Source organism: Sphingomonas sanxanigenens DSM 19645 = NX02 (assembly GCF_000512205.2).
GTDB lineage: Bacteria > Pseudomonadota > Alphaproteobacteria > Sphingomonadales > Sphingomonadaceae > Sphingomonas_D > Sphingomonas_D sanxanigenens.
In genome coordinates this window covers 167,986-187,692 of the sequence record NZ_CP006644.1, presented here as the reverse complement: position 1 = coordinate 187,692, position 19,707 = coordinate 167,986, and the positions used below count along the sequence as shown (strand labels likewise).

19 protein-coding genes are annotated in these 19,707 nt (G+C 67.8%); 11 read left to right on the top strand and 8 right to left on the bottom strand.

Annotated elements, in window-relative coordinates:
* Position 1 precedes the first annotated feature (1 nt).
* The 3 genes from NX02_RS00880 to NX02_RS00870 are packed head-to-tail and all read left to right on the top strand — an operon-like array spanning position 2 to position 2,003.
* The gene (locus NX02_RS00880) at positions 2 to 784 is read left to right on the top strand and encodes a TPM domain-containing protein (protein WP_025290331.1); all 783 of its coding nucleotides are present in this window, start codon (positions 2 to 4) and stop codon (positions 782 to 784) included.
* Positions 784 to 1,470, top strand: a complete 687-nt coding sequence (locus tag NX02_RS00875; protein WP_025290330.1) for a TPM domain-containing protein — start codon at positions 784 to 786, stop codon at positions 1,468 to 1,470. Before NX02_RS00880 ends, NX02_RS00875 begins: the two co-directional genes overlap by 1 nt.
* Positions 1,467 to 2,003, top strand: coding sequence for an NUDIX hydrolase (locus NX02_RS00870; RefSeq protein ID WP_025290329.1), 537 nt, complete (start codon positions 1,467 to 1,469; stop codon positions 2,001 to 2,003). Before NX02_RS00875 ends, NX02_RS00870 begins: the two co-directional genes overlap by 4 nt.
* Before the next feature lie 154 nt (positions 2,004 to 2,157).
* Here NX02_RS00870 and NX02_RS00865 read toward each other — a convergent pair whose 3' ends face one another.
* Entirely contained in the window at positions 2,158 to 3,858 is a 1,701-nt protein-coding gene (locus tag NX02_RS00865) for a GH39 family glycosyl hydrolase (protein WP_025290328.1), read from the bottom strand.
* Positions 3,859 to 4,023: 165 nt separating this feature from the next.
* On the opposite strand from NX02_RS00865, the gene NX02_RS00860 reads away from it, so the two are divergent.
* Entirely contained in the window at positions 4,024 to 5,004 is a 981-nt protein-coding gene (locus NX02_RS00860) for a glycosyltransferase family 61 protein (protein WP_025290327.1), read from the top strand.
* A 6-nt stretch (positions 5,005 to 5,010) separates the two neighbouring features.
* Here the strand turns inward: NX02_RS00860 and NX02_RS00855 are convergent, their stop codons facing one another.
* A complete protein-coding gene (locus NX02_RS00855; protein ID WP_025290326.1) occupies positions 5,011 to 6,117 on the bottom strand; it encodes a DUF5694 domain-containing protein in 1,107 nt (368 codons plus the stop codon).
* A gap of 172 nt (positions 6,118 to 6,289) precedes the next feature.
* On the opposite strand from NX02_RS00855, the gene NX02_RS00850 reads away from it, so the two are divergent.
* Complete coding sequence (locus NX02_RS00850; protein ID WP_039996340.1) at positions 6,290 to 7,261, top strand: DUF1028 domain-containing protein; 972 nt, start codon at positions 6,290 to 6,292, stop codon at positions 7,259 to 7,261.
* A 131-nt stretch (positions 7,262 to 7,392) separates the two neighbouring features.
* Here the strand turns inward: NX02_RS00850 and NX02_RS00845 are convergent, their stop codons facing one another.
* The 3 genes from NX02_RS00845 to NX02_RS00835 all read right to left on the bottom strand — a co-directional run bounded on the left by NX02_RS00845 (position 7,393) and on the right by NX02_RS00835 (position 10,132).
* The gene (locus NX02_RS00845) at positions 7,393 to 7,818 is read right to left on the bottom strand and encodes a type II toxin-antitoxin system VapC family toxin (RefSeq protein WP_025290324.1); all 426 of its coding nucleotides are present in this window, start codon (positions 7,816 to 7,818) and stop codon (positions 7,393 to 7,395) included.
* On the bottom strand, positions 7,818 to 8,072 hold the full coding sequence (locus NX02_RS00840; RefSeq protein ID WP_025290323.1) for a type II toxin-antitoxin system prevent-host-death family antitoxin: 255 nt from the start codon (positions 8,070 to 8,072) through the stop codon (positions 7,818 to 7,820). Before NX02_RS00840 ends, NX02_RS00845 begins: the two co-directional genes overlap by 1 nt.
* A gap of 536 nt (positions 8,073 to 8,608) precedes the next feature.
* Positions 8,609 to 10,132, bottom strand: a complete 1,524-nt coding sequence (locus tag NX02_RS00835; protein WP_025290322.1) for a fumarate hydratase — start codon at positions 10,130 to 10,132, stop codon at positions 8,609 to 8,611.
* Positions 10,133 to 10,326: 194 nt separating this feature from the next.
* Between NX02_RS00835 and NX02_RS00830 the strand changes: the two genes are divergently transcribed.
* A complete protein-coding gene (locus NX02_RS00830) occupies positions 10,327 to 12,114 on the top strand; it encodes a calcium-binding protein (RefSeq protein ID WP_025290321.1) in 1,788 nt (595 codons plus the stop codon).
* An 80-nt stretch (positions 12,115 to 12,194) separates the two neighbouring features.
* Here the strand turns inward: NX02_RS00830 and NX02_RS00825 are convergent, their stop codons facing one another.
* Together NX02_RS00825 and NX02_RS00820 are read right to left on the bottom strand one after the other, a co-directional pair.
* On the bottom strand, positions 12,195 to 12,848 hold the full coding sequence (locus tag NX02_RS00825; protein WP_245648727.1) for a glutathione S-transferase family protein: 654 nt from the start codon (positions 12,846 to 12,848) through the stop codon (positions 12,195 to 12,197).
* Positions 12,845 to 13,414, bottom strand: coding sequence for a dihydrofolate reductase family protein (locus NX02_RS00820; RefSeq protein WP_025290319.1), 570 nt, complete (start codon positions 13,412 to 13,414; stop codon positions 12,845 to 12,847). Before NX02_RS00820 ends, NX02_RS00825 begins: the two co-directional genes overlap by 4 nt.
* Positions 13,415 to 13,504: 90 nt before the next feature.
* Here NX02_RS00820 and NX02_RS00815 point away from each other — a divergent pair, with 90 nt between their 5' ends.
* The 3 genes from NX02_RS00815 to NX02_RS00805 all read left to right on the top strand — a co-directional run bounded on the left by NX02_RS00815 (position 13,505) and on the right by NX02_RS00805 (position 15,800).
* Complete coding sequence (locus NX02_RS00815) at positions 13,505 to 14,005, top strand: winged helix-turn-helix transcriptional regulator (protein ID WP_025290318.1); 501 nt, start codon at positions 13,505 to 13,507, stop codon at positions 14,003 to 14,005.
* A 95-nt stretch (positions 14,006 to 14,100) separates the two neighbouring features.
* Entirely contained in the window at positions 14,101 to 15,177 is a 1,077-nt protein-coding gene (locus NX02_RS00810) for a catalase family peroxidase (RefSeq protein WP_025290317.1), read from the top strand.
* On the top strand, positions 15,174 to 15,800 hold the full coding sequence (locus tag NX02_RS00805; RefSeq protein ID WP_025290316.1) for a cytochrome b: 627 nt from the start codon (positions 15,174 to 15,176) through the stop codon (positions 15,798 to 15,800). The genes NX02_RS00810 and NX02_RS00805 overlap by 4 nt, the downstream gene beginning before the upstream one ends.
* 19 nt (positions 15,801 to 15,819) lie before the next feature.
* Here NX02_RS00805 and NX02_RS00800 read toward each other — a convergent pair whose 3' ends face one another.
* Positions 15,820 to 16,596: a FadR/GntR family transcriptional regulator gene (locus NX02_RS00800; RefSeq protein ID WP_025290315.1), complete on the bottom strand. Its 777-nt coding sequence runs from the start codon at positions 16,594 to 16,596 to the stop codon at positions 15,820 to 15,822.
* Positions 16,597 to 16,772: 176 nt separating this feature from the next.
* Here NX02_RS00800 and NX02_RS31985 point away from each other — a divergent pair, with 176 nt between their 5' ends.
* On the top strand, positions 16,773 to 16,922 hold the full coding sequence (locus NX02_RS31985) for a hypothetical protein (RefSeq protein WP_158013847.1): 150 nt from the start codon (positions 16,773 to 16,775) through the stop codon (positions 16,920 to 16,922).
* The gene (locus tag NX02_RS00795; protein ID WP_025290314.1) at positions 16,922 to 19,681 is read left to right on the top strand and encodes a glycosyl hydrolase 115 family protein; all 2,760 of its coding nucleotides are present in this window, start codon (positions 16,922 to 16,924) and stop codon (positions 19,679 to 19,681) included. Before NX02_RS31985 ends, NX02_RS00795 begins: the two co-directional genes overlap by 1 nt.
* Positions 19,682 to 19,707 lie beyond the last annotated feature (26 nt).

Sequence of the window (19,707 nt, the reverse complement as noted above, 5' to 3'; positions counted from 1 at the left end):
AATGCGCCTGCTTGGCGTCCTGCTGGCGTTGCTCGCCACACTGATCGCCACCCCGGCGGCCGCGCAGACCTTTCCCAAGCTGACCGGCCGGGTGGTCGACGCCGCCAACATCATCCCGCCGGCCGAGGAAGCGCAGCTCACCGCCGATCTCGACGCGCTGGAGAAGCTGAACGGCCAGCAGTTCGTGATCGCCACCGTGCCGAGCCTCGAGGGCCGGCCGATCGAGGATTATGGCTATCGGCTGGGCCGCGAATGGGCGATCGGCCGCAAGGAGATCAACGACGGCGTGATCCTGCTGGTCGCGCCCAACGATCGCGCCGTCCGCATTGAGGTCGGCTATGGCCTCACCCCGATCCTGACCAACGGGCTGACCGGGCTGATCGTCGAGAAGCAGATCCTGCCGCGCTTTCGCGCGGGCGACATGCCAGGCGGGATCCGCGCCGGCGCCGATGCGGTGCTGGCGCAGCTCCGCCTCCCCGCCCCGCAGGCCGAGGCCCGCGCCAAGCGCATCCTCGCCGAACAGGCCAAGGAGGATGAGGCGCCCAACTGGCTGGGGGTGGTGGTGCTGGTGGTCCTGTTCTTCGCGATCATCTTCATCCTTTCCCGCGCGCGCGGCGGCCGCAGCTATCGCGGCGGCGGCGCCCCGGTGATCATCTGGGGCGGCGGCGACAGCTGGGGATCGGGCTCCTCGTGGAGCGGCGGCGGATCGAGTTGGGGCGGTGGCGGCGGCTTTTCGGGCGGCGGCGGGTCGTTCGGTGGCGGCGGCGCATCGGGGAGCTGGTGATGGCGACGGGCTTCAAGACGCTGAGCGAGGCCGACCATCGGCTGGTCACCGAGGCGGTGGCGGCGGCGGAGCGCGGCACCGATGGCGAGATCGTGACGATCGTCGCCGACCGGTCGGACGATTACCGCGACGTCGCGCTCTGCTGGGTGCTCGGCGTCGTCCTTGCGGTGCTGGCGCTGGCGGCGCTGCTGCCGGGGCATGTCACCTGGCTGTTCCACTGGACCGGCGGCGGTTGGAAGGAAGCGATCGCGCCGGGCGAGTTGCTGCCGGTGCTGCTCGGCGTGGTTGCGATCAAGGCGGCCGCGGCGTGGCTGCTGCTCGCCTGGCGGCCGCTGCGGCTGGCGCTGACGCCGCGCGGCGTGCGGAACCGGCGGGTGCGGGCGCGCGCGATCCAGTTGTTCAAGGTCGGCGCGGAATATCGCACGCGCGGGCGCGTCGGCATCGTGATCTACCTGTCGATCGCCGAGCATCGCGCCGAGATCGTCGCCGACAGCGCGATCGCCGCCAAGGTGACCTCCGAATGCTGGGGCGACGCGATGGCGGCAATGATCGACCATGTTCGCGCCGGCCGCCCCGGCGAGGGCATGGCGGCGGCGGTGGCGCAGGTCGGCATGGTGCTGGCCCGGCATTTCCCCAAGAGCGAGGATGATGTGAACGAACTTCCCGACCGGCTGATTGAGCTATGACGCCCGAAGAACGCGACGCCACCCCCGAGGAGATCATGTGGGCCGGGCGGTTCATCACCGCCAAGCGCCGCGGACGCTGGGAATATGTCGGCCGCGCGCGCGGCATCGAGGCGGCGGTGATCGTCGCGATCGACGATGAACGGCATGTGCTGCTGGTCGAGCAGTATCGCGTGCCGATCGGCGCCTATTGCCTCGAACTCCCCGCCGGCCTCGTCGGCGACGAGACCAGCGGCGAAGCGGTAGAGATCGCCGCGGGCCGCGAGCTGGAGGAAGAGACCGGCTACCGCGCCGGCCGGCTGGAACATGCCGGCCACTTCGCCTCGTCCCCCGGCATGGTCTCCGAGACCTTCACCCTCGTGATCGCGCATGATCTGGAGAAGGTGGGCGACGGCGGCGGCGTGGAAGGCGAGAACATCACCGTCCACCGCGTGCCGCTGGACGGCATCGCCGACTTCGTGGCGCAGAAGCGCGCCGAGGGGCTGGTGATCGACGTGAAGATGCTGTTGCTGCTGGCTTCGGGGCTGATCGGGTAAGGCCCCGGGAAGCGTTGCGGGCGCCCGTCACAAGCGCCCGTCACGCGACTCGTCCCTCGACTTCGCTCGGGACGAACGGAGTTTGCAGAAGCACGTTTGACCTCTCCGTTCGTCCCGAGCGCAGTCGAGGGAAGAGTCACACGAAGGCAGTCGCCTACTTCGCGTCCAGCACCACCAGCGCCACGCCCTGGCGCGGCAGCCGCATCTCCAGCGTCGCCGCCCCGCGTGCGGCCTTCTTCACCGTCAGCGCCTCCGCCTGCATCCGCGACGCCGCCTCCAGCTGCCCATATTGCTTCTCGTCGGGCGATTGCGGCGACCCCATCTTCTGCCATGCGGCGAAGGCGTTGCCATGGTCGCGATCGACCCGCCAAAGCTGCGCGGTGGCGGGTGCTGCCTTCAATCCCCTGAGCGCGATCGTCACCGCCGCGTCGGGGCCCGCGACATCGTCGTCATGATAATGCCAGACGAGCAGGGCGACCTTGCCGTCCGCCGTGCGCGTCGCGATCGTGCCGATGTCCGCGGCGCCGAGCACGCCGTCCTTCATCACCGATTCCAGCGGCACCTGCGCGTCGCTCGCCGCCTTAAGCCTGGTCTCACCCAGTTGCGCGAACATCCGGAACACGTTGAGCACCGGCAGGTCGACGCCGTTGGTGGAGAGCTGGCGATAGCCGGCGAACCAGGGCTGGTCCTCGAACTCGAACGACCATGACAGCACCCCTTCCAGGTTGACCTTGCGCTTCGCCGCCAGTTCCCAGATCCGCGCGAAGCTCGCGGCGGTGTAGCTCGAATACATGGTGCCGTTGCGATAGGCGTTCTGCGGCCCCGGGCAGGCGGCGCAGCCTTCCGGATCGCTCTCTCCGATCACCACCGGCTTGGTCGCGAGCGACGGCACCGAGAGCATCTTGGTGAAGCCCTCATCGGTGCCGCGCAGATGGGTGGCGAGCCCCATGCGGACATGGCCGTCGACGAAGGTCGGCCTGCCCTTGGCGTGGAAGGACAGGAAGTCGGTGGGCGTACCGGTCTCCCCGGTCGCATGGTTGCGGCCCGACGACACATGCTTGAGGAAACCGTCCATGAAGCTGCCGCCGGGCCCCGCGGTATCCGCGCCGCCGACCCGCGCGTTGGGCAGCGCACGGCGCACGCCGGCGATCGCATGGTCGTGCAGCTTGTAGAAATCCTCGGGGCTGCCCTTCCAGTAATAGGGCGAGTTGGCTTCGTTCCACACCTCGAAATACCAGGTGGCGACCTCTTCGGCGCCATAGCGCTCCACATTGTGGCGGGTCCATTGATAGACCAGTTCGCCCCACTTCTCATAATCCCTGGGCGGATAGGCCCAGCCGGTGGCGACCAGCCCATAATCGAAGCCCGGCCGCCAGAGATGCTGGTAGGGCGTGCCCGCGGAGGCGGACGACATCGCCTCGGGCGTGAAGCCGATCTGCAGGTAAGGGCGCACGCCGCGCGCGAGATAGGTGTCGATGATGCCGTCGACGATCGTCCAGTCATAGACCGGCTTGCCGTCCTCGGTCTCGGTATAGGCGTTGGTGCTGCCCCATTTGAACGCAGGCGTGCCGTCGCCGCTGCTCAGCAGGTTGTGCGCGCGGAAATAGACCTGGCCGGATTTGAGCTTGCCGAGTTCGGACAGCAGTTTGCGGCCGTCCTTCATCGTCGCATAATTGGGCTCGTCGGCGCCGAAGAAGCGCCAGACCGGCGGCAGGCTGCCCACCGTCGTGCCCGCATCGACATCGATCGTCACCGGGCGCGCCGGCTCCGCCTGCGCCTCGGTCTGCGCTTGGGCGCCATGGGTCGGCCCACCCAGCATCGCCAGCGCGGCAAGCGCCGCCATCGGCCTGAACATCAGCATCTCCTCTCCCGGAGACGCCATTCAAACGATTTATCATATCGAAACAAGGCCGGAACGGCGATTCTGCCCCCCGAAAACCCTGAGGGCGGCATCCGGAATTGTTGCCACACCCCCATCGCGTAGTGATCGGGGTGCCCGAACTTAGCAGCGTGCAGGGATATGGCCGTCTCCAATTCCATCTACACCAAGCATCTCGTCCGTGCGGTGCCGCCGCGCGGCGTGGTGCCGGTGCATCTCCTGGTCGGCGAGGAGCACAGGCAGCTCGACGTCGGCCGGCCGATGGACTTCAACGACATCACCCTCCTTTCCGGCGCCGCCTGTTCGAAGCGGACGGAGGATTTCGGCGCATTGGGGCCCCGGACGCTCGCCAAAAGGTCGATCAGCCAGTGGGGCCGGCCGATCGAGGCCGGCTATTTCTTCGACACGCGCTACAAGGAACCGAACAACGTCTCGCACCTGCTGATGGACATCGTTCCGCTGTGCCTGTGCGTGAAGGCGGCGGTGCCCGATGCCCGCTTCATCTTCCGCCCGCTGGCACCGCGCTTCCGCGAACTGCTGGAGCATTTCGGCATCGAACCCGTGAGCACCTATCGCCCGGTGCGCGGCCGGCAGCTCAGCTTCCGCCTCTCGCGCGGGCTTTCGCAATATGAGATCACGGGCAGCTTCGACGCGCCGGTCTATTCCTATACCGGCGAGGTCTATGGCGATTATATCGAGGAGCGGGCGGGCCCCGCGAAGATCTTCGTCTCGCGCCGCGGCCCGCGGTCACCGGTCAATGCCGGCGAACTCGACGCCTTCCTCGAGGATCGCGGCTTCCGCATTGTCTATCTGGAGGATCACCCGATCGCCGAGCAGATCGCGCTGATGCAGGGCGCGGACGAGGTGGTGGCGATCCACGGCGCGGCGATCGCCTATCTCGCGCTCAAGGCCCGCACCCGTACCTTCGTCGAGCTGATGCCGCCGCACGTCTATCACGATCATTTCGCGATCGGCATCGGCCACAAGGTGAGCAATTTCTACCAGCTCATCCCCAGCTTCGACGACGATGTGCAGTTCAGCGGCTGGCCGGCAATCTTCGGCCACAAGCAGCAGCCGTTCAGCGTGAACCTCGGGCAGCTCGGCCTCGCGCTGGACAGTTGAGCCGCCTCAGCGCAGCACCGCCGCGGCGTCGACCAGCGCCACGTCGTGCATCTGGTCGAGATAGGCCTCGTAATAGCCCTTGTGCGACGCGCCGACGATGGCGAGCAGGCGGGTGCCCGGGCGCTGGGCCAGCACCTCGCGGATGTTGGCGACCATGCGCAGGTTGCGCGTTTCCCACCAGCCGACATAGGCGCGGCCGAAACCCTGCGGCGAGGGCTCGGCGAGCGCCGCGCCGAAATCGGATCGATAGGCCATTTCGGCGGCGGCCGGATCGTTATGGGCGCGATAGAGCGCCATCAGCCCGCCCGGCTGCGCGGCCCCCGCCTCCAGCCGCTGGTCCTCCGCCCTCCGCGCCGCCGCGGCCGGATTGTTCCACGCCGCCATGATCGCCGCCTCATAGGCCTTGGGGTCGGCGGGATCGGGCTGGTCGGCGCTGTGATCGTCGACGCTCCACACCCGCTCGAGCCCGAGCCGCGCGGCGAGCGCGGCGGCGACGAGAAAGCTCTCGTTGCGCCGATGCTCGAGCGTGTCGAGCCGGGCACGCAGCGCCGCGTCGATCCCCTCACCCTCCTTCCGCTCCGCCGGCGGCAGGCGCAACCATTGCACCAGCGCCGACGCCGGCTCCCCCGCGGCGAGAAACAGCGCCGCCAGCCGCCGCCGCTGCGCGGGCAGGGGTGCGGCGGGCCAGTCCGCCAGCATCCGCTCCGCCGCCGCATTGGCCGCGGGCACATCGAGCCCGGTCGCCTCGCCCGCAGCGCTCGTATCGGGGCAATAATCCTTCACCGTCGCCGCATAGCGCGACGGAGAGCGGCGCAGGCTGTCACACTGGAGCCCGGACAGATTCTCGATGGCGATCGCCGTCGGCCGCCATGCCGCGAGCCGATCGAGCAACGGCGCCAGCGCCTCGGCGCGGAAGCTGTCCGGCAAGCCCGACAGATGCGGGGTGCCCAGCACCAGCACCGCGTTGGGCCGGGCGGTGGCGGCGGCCTTGTGCCGGCCGGGCTGGAAGGCGGGATGATACGCGCCCTCCGCGGCGCGCGCGGCGCCCGATCCCGCGATCATGGCGGCGAGCGTGAAGGCGATGATCGCCGGTCGAAAGAGTCCGCGCCGCATGGTGCCCCCCGATGAATCCTCATCGGCCCATAGCACAGGTGTATTGCTTGCCAAATACACCTGGTTGGGATGCCTGCCCCGCGCTCGGTGCACCAGACGGTCTGGTGCGTTGCGGATAAATCGGCAACGTCTACCCTTCATAGGGGGCGGCAAGGCGGGGCGACGGGCGATCATGAGACGGTTCTGGAAAGCGGTGATCGTTGCATTCGCCGTCGGCGCAGCCGCGCCCGCATCGGCGACCTATTCGATCCTGGCCTGCGATGCTGACGGCACGTGCGGTGCGGCCGTCGCCACCAACAATCTCGCGGTGGGTGCGACCGTCATCTACGCCCGGGCGAAAGTGGGCGCGGTCGCCTCCCAGTTCGAGACCAACCCGTCGCATGGCCCGAAGGGGCTCTCGCTTCTGGCAGGCGGAGCGAGCGCCGAAGCAGCGCTCGACGAACTGCTGCGAACCGATGATGGTTTCGAAGGGCAGGACAAGACATATCGCCAGATCGGCATCATCGGCGCTTCGGGCGACGGCGGCGCCTTCACCGGCGCGCAGGCCGCGGCGTCGCCATGGGCTGGCGCGCTCACCGGTCCAGGATACAGCATTCAGGGCAATGGCCTGGCCGGCGCCCCGGTGCTGGCGGCGATGCGTGACGCCTATCTCGGGGCCAGGGGCACACTCGGCGAAAGGCTGATGGCGGCGCTCGAAGCCGGCGATGCCGCTGGCGGGCAAAGCACCGGCCGATTGTCCGCGGCGCTGCTCGTGCGAACGCCCGAGGGCGGGTTCCAGGACATCGACCTGCGCGTCGACGCCGACGACCGGCCGGTGGCCGCGCTTCGCCGATTGCTGGGCATGCATCAAGCCAATGACGCGATCGCCCGAGCGGAACGCGCTGCGCGCAACCGCCAGCCCGGCGCCGCACGCAGGCATCTTGCCGAGGCGGTCCGTCTGGGTGCCGGTTGGGATCGGGTATGGCGCCGTGCCGCTCGGCTGGCGATGATGTTGGGCGAGAATGGCACTGCGCTTCAGGCACTGGCTGCGCTGGCCAACGCCAATCCGACCTGGGCCGGGATCGAGATCGACGATCCGATCTATGCCTCGCTGTGGAACGATGAAGATGCCGCCAGATGGCGCGCGGAGCGACTGCAGCCCTGAGGGGCACACAGCCATGCACCATAGGGTGTGCTGTCAATAGACAGCATTTGTTCCGCGTCTTCGCAGATCGTGCGCGAACCGTGCGAATACCGCGGTACATTGCAGATATCCCGGCAAAACTGGTTGCAGCGTCAGGACACATGATCCCACGGATTGATGATCGTGGCACCGCTATTGGCGAAGTCGGCGACATTGCGCGTCACGATCGTCAAATCATGAACGAGCGCGGTGGCGGCGATCCAGGCATCGCGCTCGGGCCGCGGATCGGGCACATGGAGAAGCGCGCAGCGCGACGCGATCTCGGCGCTGATCGGCAGGATGCCATCGGCGAAGGCGGGCTCCACATGCTGGCGCAGCCAGCGCCGCAGCATTGCCGCCTGCAGAGGATCGCGCCGATCGAGACGTGCGATACCGAGCTCGATCTCCATGATCGAGACGACGGAGAGGAAGAGGTCGGTGTCATGCACCGTGCCAAACCAGCCGGTCACCGCGGGGTTGGCGCGACCGTCCGCGACCTTGCGGAGTTCGGACACGACATTGGTATCGATCAGATACATCAGTCGAAGACCGCTGCTCGCGGGCTGCCCGTGGGCAGATTCGTGTCGAGGTCGAGGTTGGAGAGGCCCGGCATGGCGATGCGCTCAAGGAAAGAGCCCGCATCCGCCGTCAGCGCGGTGTATCGTTCGTAGGACATCACGACGATATCGGGCCGGTTCCGTTCGGTGATGATGACGGGCGCGCGCTTTGCGGCGCGCTTTATCCGGCTGGGTTCGCGGTTGAAGTCGCGGCTGGTGAAGGTCTCGGAAGTCATGGCGCACTCCGCTGTAGTTAGGTAACTACATACTTGATGGCAGTGACGATGTCGAGCCGGCAGCGTTCAGCTCGATCGCCGGTTAAAGCTGCCGATGGAGACGAGTCGAACCGCGCAGGGTTTGCCGGAGGCTCCAACTCCTGAGAGAGCGGAGCCACGATGAGCAAGACGACGAACCAGAAATAGTGACCGGATGGTCGAACGCGCATGCCGAAGCCGGCCAGTTAATCGTCCCGGATGCAGTAATCGCTGGCTCGCAGCGGATGCTTCCGTCGCGCGAAATGGCCGTCGAGATGTGCCCGGCGACCGGGCTTTTGCCGGCTGGGGGCCATATAGCCAATTTCCGTAACGGAATTCGCCGTAAAAGGCGCTGATTCTTCCCGATTTTCGGGGACCAGATAGCCATCGGGATAGGGTGAACTACCGGCCGGTTTCAGCGCTGCTTTCATTGATATTATTGGGTTTTTTCTCATGCGCGCACCCAACGCACAACGGGGGGCGATCGCGCCGACGACGCCCCCCAACACCCGTATCGCTCAAACGCCTTCGAGCAGCCGCTCGCGCCTGATCTTCTCGCGCCACACCAGCGGTGCCGTATGGTGCACACTCTCGCCGGTGGCATCGACCGCGACGGTCACCGGCATGTCCTTCACGTCGAACTCGTAGATCGCCTCCATGCCGAGATCCGCGAAGCCGACGACCTTGGCGCCCTTGATCGCGCGCGCGACGAGATAGGCGGCGCCGCCGACCGCCATCAGATAGGCGGCCTTGTGCTCGCGGATCGCCTCGATCGCGGCCGGGCCGCGCTCCGCCTTGCCGACCATTGCGATCAGCCCGGTCTGCTCGAGCATCATGCCGGTGAACTTGTCCATGCGGGTGGCGGTGGTGGGGCCGGCGGGGCCGACCACCTCGTCGCGCACCGGATCGACCGGGCCGACATAATAGATCACCCGCCCCTTGAAATCGACGGGCAGTTCCTCGCCCTTCGCCAGCATGTCCTGGATGCGCTTGTGCGCGGCGTCGCGCCCGGTGAGCATCTTGCCGTTGAGCAGCAGCCGGTCCCCCGGCTTCCAGGTGGCGACGACGTCCGGGGTCAGCGTGTCGAGATCGACGCGGATCGATTCCTTGGAGGGCGTCCATTCCACCTTCGGCCATTCGTCGAGGCTCGGCGGCTCCAGATAGGCAGGCCCCGAGCCGTCGAGATGGAAATGCGCGTGGCGGGTGGCGGCGCAGTTCGGGATCATCGCAATCGGCTTGGACGCGGCGTGCGTCGGATAGTCCATGATCTTGACGTCGAGGATGGTGGCGAGGCCGCCCAGCCCCTGCGCGCCGATGCCCAGCGCGTTGACCTTGTCGAAGATCTCGATGCGCAGCCGCTCGATATCGGTCTGCGGCCCGCGCTGCTTGAGCTGCGCCATGTCGATATCGCCCATCAGCGATTCCTTGGCGAGCGTCATCGCCTTTTCGGCGGTGCCGCCGATGCCGATCCCGAGCATGCCCGGCGGGCACCAGCCGGCACCCATCTTCGGGACCATCTCAAGCACCCAGTCGACGATCGACTCGCTGGGGTTGAGCATCGCGAACTTCGACTTGTTCTCCGAGCCGCCGCCCTTGGCCGCGACCTGCACCTCGACATGATGGCCCGGCACCATCTCGACGTTGAGCACGCAAGGCGTGTTGTCCTTCGTGTTGACGCGGCTGAACGCGGGATCCCTCAGGATCGAGGCGCGCAGGCGGTTCTCCGGGTGGAGATAGGCGCGGCGCACGCCCTCGTCGACGACCTCCTGCAGCGATTTCTCGCTGTCCAGCATGCACTGCTGGCCCCATTTGACGAACACGGTGACGATGCCGGTATCCTGGCAGATCGGGCGATGCCCCTCGGCGCACATGCGGCTGTTGGTCAGGATCTGCGCGATCGCGTCCTTGGCGGCCGGGCCCTGCTCCGCCTCATAGGCCGCGCCGAGCGCGCGGATATAATCCATCGGATGATAGTAGCTGATATATTGAAGCGCATCCGCGACGCTCTCGACGAGGTCGGCTTCCTTGATGATGACGGTCATGCGGTCCCCGCTGGCTGGCTGAGTCCTGGCCGCCGTAAACCCATTATGTGGGTTTGGGGAAGTCTGCATGATCGCAACCATTGCCCGGCCGGAGCCGCGATCTTCCGCAAATCACTCGATTCCGGAGCAAATTTTGCTGTCTCACGGACCGGCCTCATGATAGCGCGCGCCGGGAATTTCGAAGGGGGATAGCTTTGGTCGATTATGTTGGCGGTGCCGGGAACGACGTGTTCACCGGCGGGGTTCGCGCAGACACGGCACAGGGGCTGGATGGCGACGACCGGCTGGACGGTGCCGGCGGCGCGGACGCGCTTTCCGGCGGGCGGGGTGACGACCTGCTGATCGGCGGGGCGGGAGACGACCGGCTCGACGGTGGCGCCGGCATCGACACGGCCTCCTACCAGACGGCCGCGTCGGCCGTTCGCATCAACCTCGCGATATCCGGCACCAATGTTTCGGGCGGCGCCGGCCGCGACCGGCTGACGGCGATCGAGAATCTGATCGGCTCGCGCTTCGCGGACACGCTGACCGGTGACGCCGGCCGCAACGAACTCGCCGGCGGCGATGGCGACGACGTCCTCAACGGGGGCGGCGGCAACGACCTGCTGAATGGCGGCGCGGGCATCGACACCGCGTCGTTCGCCGGCGCCGGCGCCGGGGTGTTCGCCAACGTCGCGACGGGGAGCACCGGCGGTGCAGGCAACGACCAGTTCGTCTCGATCGAGAATCTGATCGGATCGAGCTTTGCCGATACGCTGATCGGAGACGCCGGCGCGAACAGCCTCACGGGCTCGGTGGGCAACGACGTGCTCATCGGCGGGCTGGGCGACGATGTGCTCGATGGCGGCGTCGGCATCGACACCGCGAGCTATGCCGATGCCGGCAGTGCCGTTGCGGTCAACCTTCTCGTGAGCTTCCAGCAAACCGGCGGCGCGGGCCGCGACCGGCTGATCGGCATCGAGAATGTGACCGGCTCGGCCCATGACGACATGCTCACCGGCAATGCGTTGTCCAACACGCTGGTCGGCGGGCTCGGCGACGACACGCTCAACGGCGGTCTGGGCAACGACGTGCTCGACGGCGGCGCAGGGATCGACACCGCGTCCTACGCCGATGCCGCGCTGGGCGTGAAGGTCAGCCTGCTCATCGCCGGCGCGCAGACCACCGGCGTCGGTGCCGACCGGCTGATCGGTATCGAGAACCTGACCGGTTCGGCGTTCGACGACGCCCTTGTCGGCGACAACCGCGCCAACACGCTGACGGGCAACGCCGGCAACGACCTGCTCAACGGCGGGCTGGGCAACGACATTCTCAACGGCGGCGCCGGATCCGATACCGCCAGCTATGACGGTGCGCGTGACCGGGTGATCGTCGACCTGCTCAAGACGGGGCCGCAGAGCACCGCCAGTTCGGGCAGCGACACGCTGATTTCCATAGAGAATGTTATCGGCACCGCCTTCGACGACGTGATCACCGGCAATTCGCAGGCCAACCATCTGTCGGGCGGACTGGGCAACGACCTGCTCGACGGCGGATCCGCAGCCGACACGCTCGATGGCGGCAATGGCAACGATACGCTGATCGGCGGCGGCGGCACCGATGTGCTCGGCGGCGGCGCCGGGCAGGACCGGCTGAGCGGCGGGCTGGGTGCCGATCGGCTGACCGGCGGCACCGGCTTCGACCGCTTCGTCTATACGAGCACCGCGGAAAGCACCGCCGACGCGGCGGACCGGATCACCGATTTCGCGAAGGGCGACGTGCTCGACCTTTCGGCTGTCGATGCCGACAGCGTGGCGCACGGCAACCAGGCGTTCAGCATCGTTTCCGCCTTCACGCGGACCGCGGGCGAGCTGTTCCTGCAATACAATCCCAACAGCGACACGACGCTGCTGCGCGGCGACACCAACGGCGATGGCGTGGCCGACATGCTGATCCTCTTCACCGGCGATGTGCGGACGCTGACGACAGACTGGGTGCTCTGATCGCGGCGCTCCGCGCTCGGATCGGATAGGCATTGGAACGGCGGCCGATCGGCCGCCGTTCTCGTCCGCGGTCCAACCGCTCACTTCACCGGAAAGAAATGCGCATAGGGTGCCGCCGCCTCGAGCACCGGCACCACCGACGCGCGCGCCTCCAGCCGGCCGAGATAATCCCCCAGCCACGGATGCGTCGCGCGGAACGGCTCGACCTTGTCGGCATAGTGCAGCGACGGCATCGCCGCGCAGTCCGCCAATGTGAAGGCATCGCCCGCGGCCCAGGTCCGTCCGGCCAGCCGCGCTTCCAGCATGTCATAGGCCTTGCGCAGCGCGGCGCGGGCACGCCCGATGTCGGCGGCGTCGCGTTCGGCCTCGGGGCGGAGATGTTCGAACACCACCTTCTGCACCGGCGTCATCACATCATTGTCGAACAATCGGTCGAGCAGCCGCGTCTCGATCGCCGCATCCGGATCGGCGGGGATCGCGGCGAAGGCGCCGGGATGGCGTGTCGTGACATATTCGATGATGATGCTGGTCTCGGGCAGCACAACGTCGTTCGCCCCGTCCACCAGCACCGGGAAGCGCTGCATCGGCCAGAGCGCCGTCAGTTCCGCCCCCGCCGCGGCATCGGCGGCGTCGATCTGGCGCAGCGCATAATCGATGCCATGCTCGTTGAGCGCGACCAGCGCCTTCCAGCAATAGGAGGAAAGCGGGTGATAGTAGAGCGTCAGCGCGGTCACGCGGCGATCTCCTTGCGGACGCGCGCGTAGCGCAGGATGACCGCGCCGGTGCCGAGCGCACGGCTTTCGATCAGCGCCAGATCCTGCCGCGGACATTCGGCGCCGAACAGCCGCTTGCCCCCGCCCCACAGCACCGGCAGCAGCATCAGCATATAGTCGTCGACCACATCCGCCGCGGCCAGGCTCGCCACCATCTGCGCGCCGCTGAACGCATAGATATCGCCGTCGATCTCCGCCTTGAGCTGTGCCACCCGCGTCTCGACGTCGGTGGCGATCGTCGCGTTCCAGCCGGGATCGCCGGTCAATGTGCGCGAGAACACCGTCTTGGGCAGCGCGTTCATCACCGGCGCGTAGGAAATCTCCGCCGCCGGCCCGTCGGGGTCGCCCCAGAAGCCGGCGTTGAACTGGAAATTGACGCGTCCGTAGATCAGGTGCTTCGCGGTGCTAAGCGCATGCGCCGACCAGTGACGCTCGACCTCGTCGGACCAGGCCGGCCCCTCGAACCCCGTCGGCGGCTCGATATAGCCATCCAGGCTGGTGAATGCCGATACGATCAACCGCCCCATCGATCCTCTCCCTACCGCTTGCGTTTCACAACCAGTTCCGCTTGCTTATCGAACTGATTGCGCATTGCAAGCAGTTTGGTAAGGTACCGGATGGTCGATGCGATCCGGTCGGGCTGCCCGATCAATCTGACGCTTGAGGTGCTGGGCGATCGGTGGAGCCTGATCGTCATCCGCGACATGATGTTCGGCAATCGCCGCCATTTCCGCGAACTGCTGATCGCGTCGGAGGAAGGAATCGCCTCCAACATCCTCGCCGACCGGCTGAAGAAATTGCTGGCATCGGGGCTGGTGACCAAGGCGGACGATCCCAGCCACAAGCAGAAATCGATCTACAGCCTCACCGAAGCGGCGATCCAGCTCGTGCCGGTGATGGCGCATATGGGGGCGTGGGGGCGCCGGCACCTGCCCGTTTCCCGCGAACTCTCGATCCGCGCGCAGGTGCTTGAAGAAGGCGGCCCGGCGATGTGGGCGGATTTCATGGCCGAACTGCGCGCGCTGCATCTGGGGGCGCCACCACCCGAAGGCCCTTCGGTGTGGGATCGGTTGCGGACAGCCTATGAGGCCGTGCTGGCGGAGACTGCACAAGGCTGATCGCGTTTCGAATGTAACGAGCATATTGCGTGCCGGCCGGAATAAGTCATGGTCCGCCGCGTCTCCTCCCGTGTTGCCGAACGAAACGGACCCGCATGCCTTTGACATTCCGCACCCTCGCCGGACCTGCGGCGCTGATCGGCGCCATCGTGCTGCTGCTGGCCGGCGGTTTCGCCTGGGCCGCAGGCTGGATCGGCGGCGACCGGATCGATGGCGGCGACATCGTCACCGCGCTCGACGACAATGGCGGCAGCCATCCGGGCTATCGCCGTGCCCATGCCAAGGGGCTGTGCTTCGCCGGCCGGTTCCAGGCCAATGGCGGGGGCACCGCGCTCTCGTCGGCCGGCGCGTTCGCCGCGGGCGATTACCCCGTCATCGGCCGCTTCTCGCTGGGCGGCGGCAACCCGCTCGCCACCGACGGGCGCAACGTATTCCATTCGATGGCGCTGCTGCTGCAGACGCCCGATGGGCAGGAATGGCGGCTGGCGATGGACCATACGCCGATCTTCCCGGTGGCCGACGTCCCGTCCTTCGTGGCGCTGCAGCGCGCGACGACCCCGGATCCGAAGACCGGCAAGCCCGATGCGGCGGTGATGAAGCCGTTTCTCGCCGCGCATCCCGAGGTGAAGGCGTTTCAGGATTACATGGCGACTGCGGTGCTGCCCGACAGCTTCGCCAACGCGACCTATTACAGCATCAACGCCTTCCGCTTCACGAACGCTGCCGGCAGCACGCAGACGGTAAGATGGCAGTTCGTGCCGGAGGCGCCGCTGGCCGGGCTGGACAAGGCGCATCTCGACAGGCTGCCGCGCGATTATCTGTTCGACGAGATGATCGCGCGCACCGCGAGAGGCCCGTCGCGCTGGCACCTCCAGCTGGTCGTCGCCAATGCCGGCGACGTGACCGACAAGGCGACGATCGCATGGCAGGGCAAGCACCGCTCGATCGATGCGGGCACGCTGGTGCTGGACGCGGTGCAGCCCGAGGAGACCGGCGCCTGCCGCGATCTCAACTTCGATCCCACCATCCTGCCGTCCGGCATCGCCGTCTCGGACGATCCGCTGCTGGCGGCGCGATCGAAAGCCTATTCCTCTTCCTTCACCCGCCGCGCCGCCGAGGGCGCGGGACCGAGCGCCGTGGGTGAGGATATCGCCCGGAGCGACGCGCGATGAGCCGCCCCGCCCACGATTTCCATCCTGCGCTGCGCACGCTCCACTGGCTGATGGCGGCGCTGGTGCTTGCGATGCTGTTCATCGGCGTCGGCATGGTCTCGACCGCCGGGCCGGCCTATCTCGGCCTGCTCGCGCTGCACCGGCCGATCGGGATCGCGATCCTGCTGCTGGTGCTGATCCGGCTGCCGCTGCGCCTCGCGACCGGCGCCCCGGCGCTGCCCGCCGATCTTCCTCCCCTGCAGCATCGGGTCGCCAAGGGCTCGCACATCCTGCTTTATGCAAGCATGGTGGCGATGCCGTTGATCGGTTGGGCCATGCTCTCCGCCGGCGGCTATCCGGTGCGGCTGACCGAAGGGCTCTCGCTGCCGCCGATCCTGCCGCACGACCTTGCCGTCCATGCACTGCTGCGCCAGGCGCACACGATCGTCGCGATCCTGTTCTTCGCGCTGATCCTCGCGCATCTCTCGGCGGCGCTGATGCATGGGCTGATCCGCCGCGACGGCGTGCTGCGCAGCATGACGATCGGCCATCGCCGGCTGGCGCAGGCGCCCCAGGCGGAGCCGGCACCCCAGGCGACCGCACCGGCCGCCGCCGATCCGGCGCCACTGGCGCCAGCCGATTGACCGCCCGGGCGCGTCCCGCTCAGGTCCCCGTCCGCGCGCGCCGCGCGAAATCGCTCCCGCGCTCGGTCACCCGCAACCGTTCCCGCTCGCGCGCATCCTCTTCGGTCGCGATCAGCAGGCTTTCCGTCACCTTGGTCAGATGCTCGCGCATCGCCGCGCGCGCGGCTTCGGGGTCGCGGGCTCTCAGCGTGTCGATGATCAGGCGGTGCTGGTCGACGGGGGGCTCGATGCCGTGCTCACGCGCCTGCTGGAAGAAATAGACGCACAGCGCCGAGTTGTAGCGCATGTCCCACAGGCTCTCGACCATCGAGACCAGCACGTCATTGCCGGTGATCCGCGCCAGTGCCATATGGAAGGCGCGGTCGGCACGCTCGCGGGCCTGGGCGTCGAGCGCGGGATTGTCCATCAACCGCACCGTCTCTTCCAGTTCCTCGAACTGGTCGTCTTCGACGAGGGTGGCAGCGAGCGCAGCCACCTCTCCCTCAAGCAGCCGCCGCGCCTCCGTGACCTCGAACGGCCCCGCATCCGCCTGCATCGCGAGCGCAGCCCCCGAGCGCTGGTCACGGCTGGCAACCACGGTGCCGCCATTTGGCCTGACCATGATCGAGCCGCGAATCTCCAGCACGATCAGCGCCTCACGGATCACCGGCCGGCTGACCCCCAGCCGCTCGGACAGATCGCGCTCCGCCGGCAGCCGGCTGCCCACCGGATAGATGCCCGCCTCGATCGCCTGTTCCAACCGCCGCGCCACTGTTATGTAGAGCCTCTCCCCGCTATTGGCCGTTGGCTTCAGCATGACTGTTCCATGTTGTTGTTAGCGTTATCACGTATAGCGGATAATCGCTCCGATGTCATCATGGCCTGACCATGGCGCGAAAATCGATCTCTATACTACGGCATGTCATACCATATTGCCTTACCAATTCGACAGAGCTACACGAGAAGCATAGAGTGCGAACCCGGAGAATGGATGTGGACAGCGCGGACGCCATCACCGTTGCGTCACGCCGCGACATGCTGGGCGGCATCGCCGCCGGTTCGCTGCTGGCAGCCCTCCCCATCGGCGCGTGCTATCGCGGACTGGAAAGCGTCGATTGCGACAAATGGGCGGTGTGCCGCTAGTGCGCCGCGCCCTCCTCGCCGCACTTGCCGCCACCGCGCCCGCGGCGATGGCGCATGCCGAGGAGGCGGTGCTGTTCGATGGGGTGCAGGTTGCCGGCATCGTCCATGACGGCGCGAAGCCGAGCGCACTCGCCGGCGAGATGCTGGCGCGCGACCTCTCCGCGCTGAGCGGCAAGGTTCCCGTCGTCTCCGACGATCTCGCGCGCTGCTCGGAATTGTGCATCGTCATCGGCACGAAGGGCTCCGCGCTCGTCAGGCAGGTCGCCGCGGACACGGGCGCCGATCTTACCGCGCTGGACGACCAGTGGGAGCGCTACGAACGCGTGCTGCTGCGCTCCCGGCGCGATCCGGCGCGGCGCTATCTGCTGATCGCCGGATCCGACCAGCGCGGCGCGATCTGGGGCATGGTCGATCTCGGCCGCGCACTCGGCGTCTCGGCGTGGGAATGGTGGGCGGACGTCACCCCGCGCCGCGTCGACCGGCTGGCGGTGGACGGCGCCCGCACGCTGTCGGACCCGCCCTCCGTCCAGTATCGCGGCATCTTTCTCAACGATGAGGATTGGGGTCTGCAGCCCTGGGCGGCAAAGACCCATGAGCCCGAGACCGGCGACATCGGCCCCAGGACCTATGCCCGCATCTTCGAACTGATGTGGCGCCTCAAGGCCAATCTGATCTGGCCGGCGATGCACGACAGCACCAGGCCCTTCTACCAGATCCCCGGCAATGCCGGGGCGGCGCGCGATCATGCGATCATCGTCGGCACCTCCCACGCCGAACCGATGATGCGCAACAATGTGCGCGAGTGGGACGAGGCGAAGCGCGGGCCCTTCAACTATTTCACCAACCGGCCCGGGATGCTGCGCTACTGGGGCGAGCGCGCGCGCGAGGTGAAGGATTTCGAGACGATCACCACGATCGGGCTGCGCGGCAAGCATGACTCGGCGATGGAAGGCGCCGACACGCCCGAACAGGCGCTGGACGCCACCGCCCGCGCCATCGCCGACCAGCGCGCGCTGCTGGCGAAGGCGCAGGGGCTCGCCGCGGACAAGGTGCCGCAGGCGCTGACGCTCTACAAGGAAGTGCTCGACATCTACGGCGCCGGCCTCGACGTGCCCGAGGATGTCACCCTCGTGTGGCCCGAGGACAATTACGGCTATATCAGCCAGCTCCCGACGCCGGCCGAGCGGGCGCGCAGCGGCGGCTCGGGGGTCTATTACCATATCTCCTACTGGGGCCGGCCGCACGACTATCTCTGGCTGGCGACGACGCATCCCGCGCTGATCCGCGAGCAGATGGAGCGGGCGTGGCGGCTCGATGCCCGCAAGCTGTGGGTGGTCAATGTCGGCGACATCAAGCCGGGCGAGTATCTCACCCACTATTTCCTCGACCTCGCCTTCGACCACCGCCTCTTCGCGCAGACGCCGCGCGCGCACCTCACCGCCTGGGCGGAAGCGCAATTCGGCAAGGAGCAGGCCCGCAGGATCGCCGGCATCCTGACCCACTATTATGACCTCGCCTTCGAGCGGCGCCCCGAGTTCATCGGCTTCAGCCAGACCGAACCGACCCGCCCGATCCGCATCGGCGATTATATCCGCACCGGCGGAGACGAAGCGCAGCGCCGGATCGACGCCTATGCGGCGCTCGCATTCCGCACCGATGCGGTGGGCAGGACATTGCCCGAGGATCGCCGCGACGCCTGGTTCCAGCTGGTCGGCTACCCGGTGCACGGTGCCGCCGACATCAACCGCCGCAACCTGTCGCTCGATCTCGCCGCGCTGCACGCGCGGCAGGGCCGCCCGACCGTCAACGCGCTGGCGGCGGCGGCCCGCGCCGCGCACCAGCGCATCGTCGCCGACACCGCCGCCTATAACGCGCAGAACGGCGGCAAATGGCGCGGCATGATGGACATGGCGCCGCGCCGGCTGCCGGTGTTCGCCGAGCCGCCCTATCCGCGCGCGGAGATCGCGGCGAAACCGGGTTGCGCGGTGGACGCGTCGGACCTCGTGTTCGTCACCGGCAAGCCGTCACGCCGCACGCTCACCGTGTCGAGCAACGGTGAGCCGCGGAACTGGTCGATCTCGCTCGACAGGGGGATCACGCTGCTCACCAGCATGGGCCGGCTGGACGCAGACAACGGCTTCGAACAGCGGGTCATCGTGCGCTATGATGGCGCCGCCGCCATCACCGGCGGAATGCTCGCCTGCGGTGACCGCAGCATCGAGGTGACGGCACGGCTGCTCCCGGCGCCGGCCCCCGGTGCGCCCGCAGCGCTCGACCATATCGTCTCGCTCTCGCCGGACGATGCCGGCATGCCCGCCGACGGAAGCTGGGAACACGTGCCCGACCTCGGCTCCCGCGGCACCGCGCTGCGGTCCAGCCTGACCCGCCCGTCCGCAGACACGATCGCCGGGCTCGACCCCCTCGCCTGGGATTTCAGCGCCGCAACCGCCGGCGAGGCCGAACTGCGCATCGTCGCCATCCCCGTCCACCCGCTGACCGCGGCGAACGGGCTTCGGCTGGCCGTCCGCATCGATGACGAGGCGCCGCGCATCCTCGACTTCGAGACGCATGGCCGCAGCGAACGCTGGAAACGCAATGTGCTCGCCAACAGTAGCGCGGAAACGATAGCGCTCGGCACGCTCGCCGCCGGCGCGCATCGGGTGCGGGTCTATGCGCTGGACCCGGGCTTCCTGCTCGACCGCATCGACGTGCGGTTCGACGGCGCCCCGGATTATTACGGCGCGCCGCCGGTGAAGTGAGCGGAACGCCGCCCGACCGCGCGCAA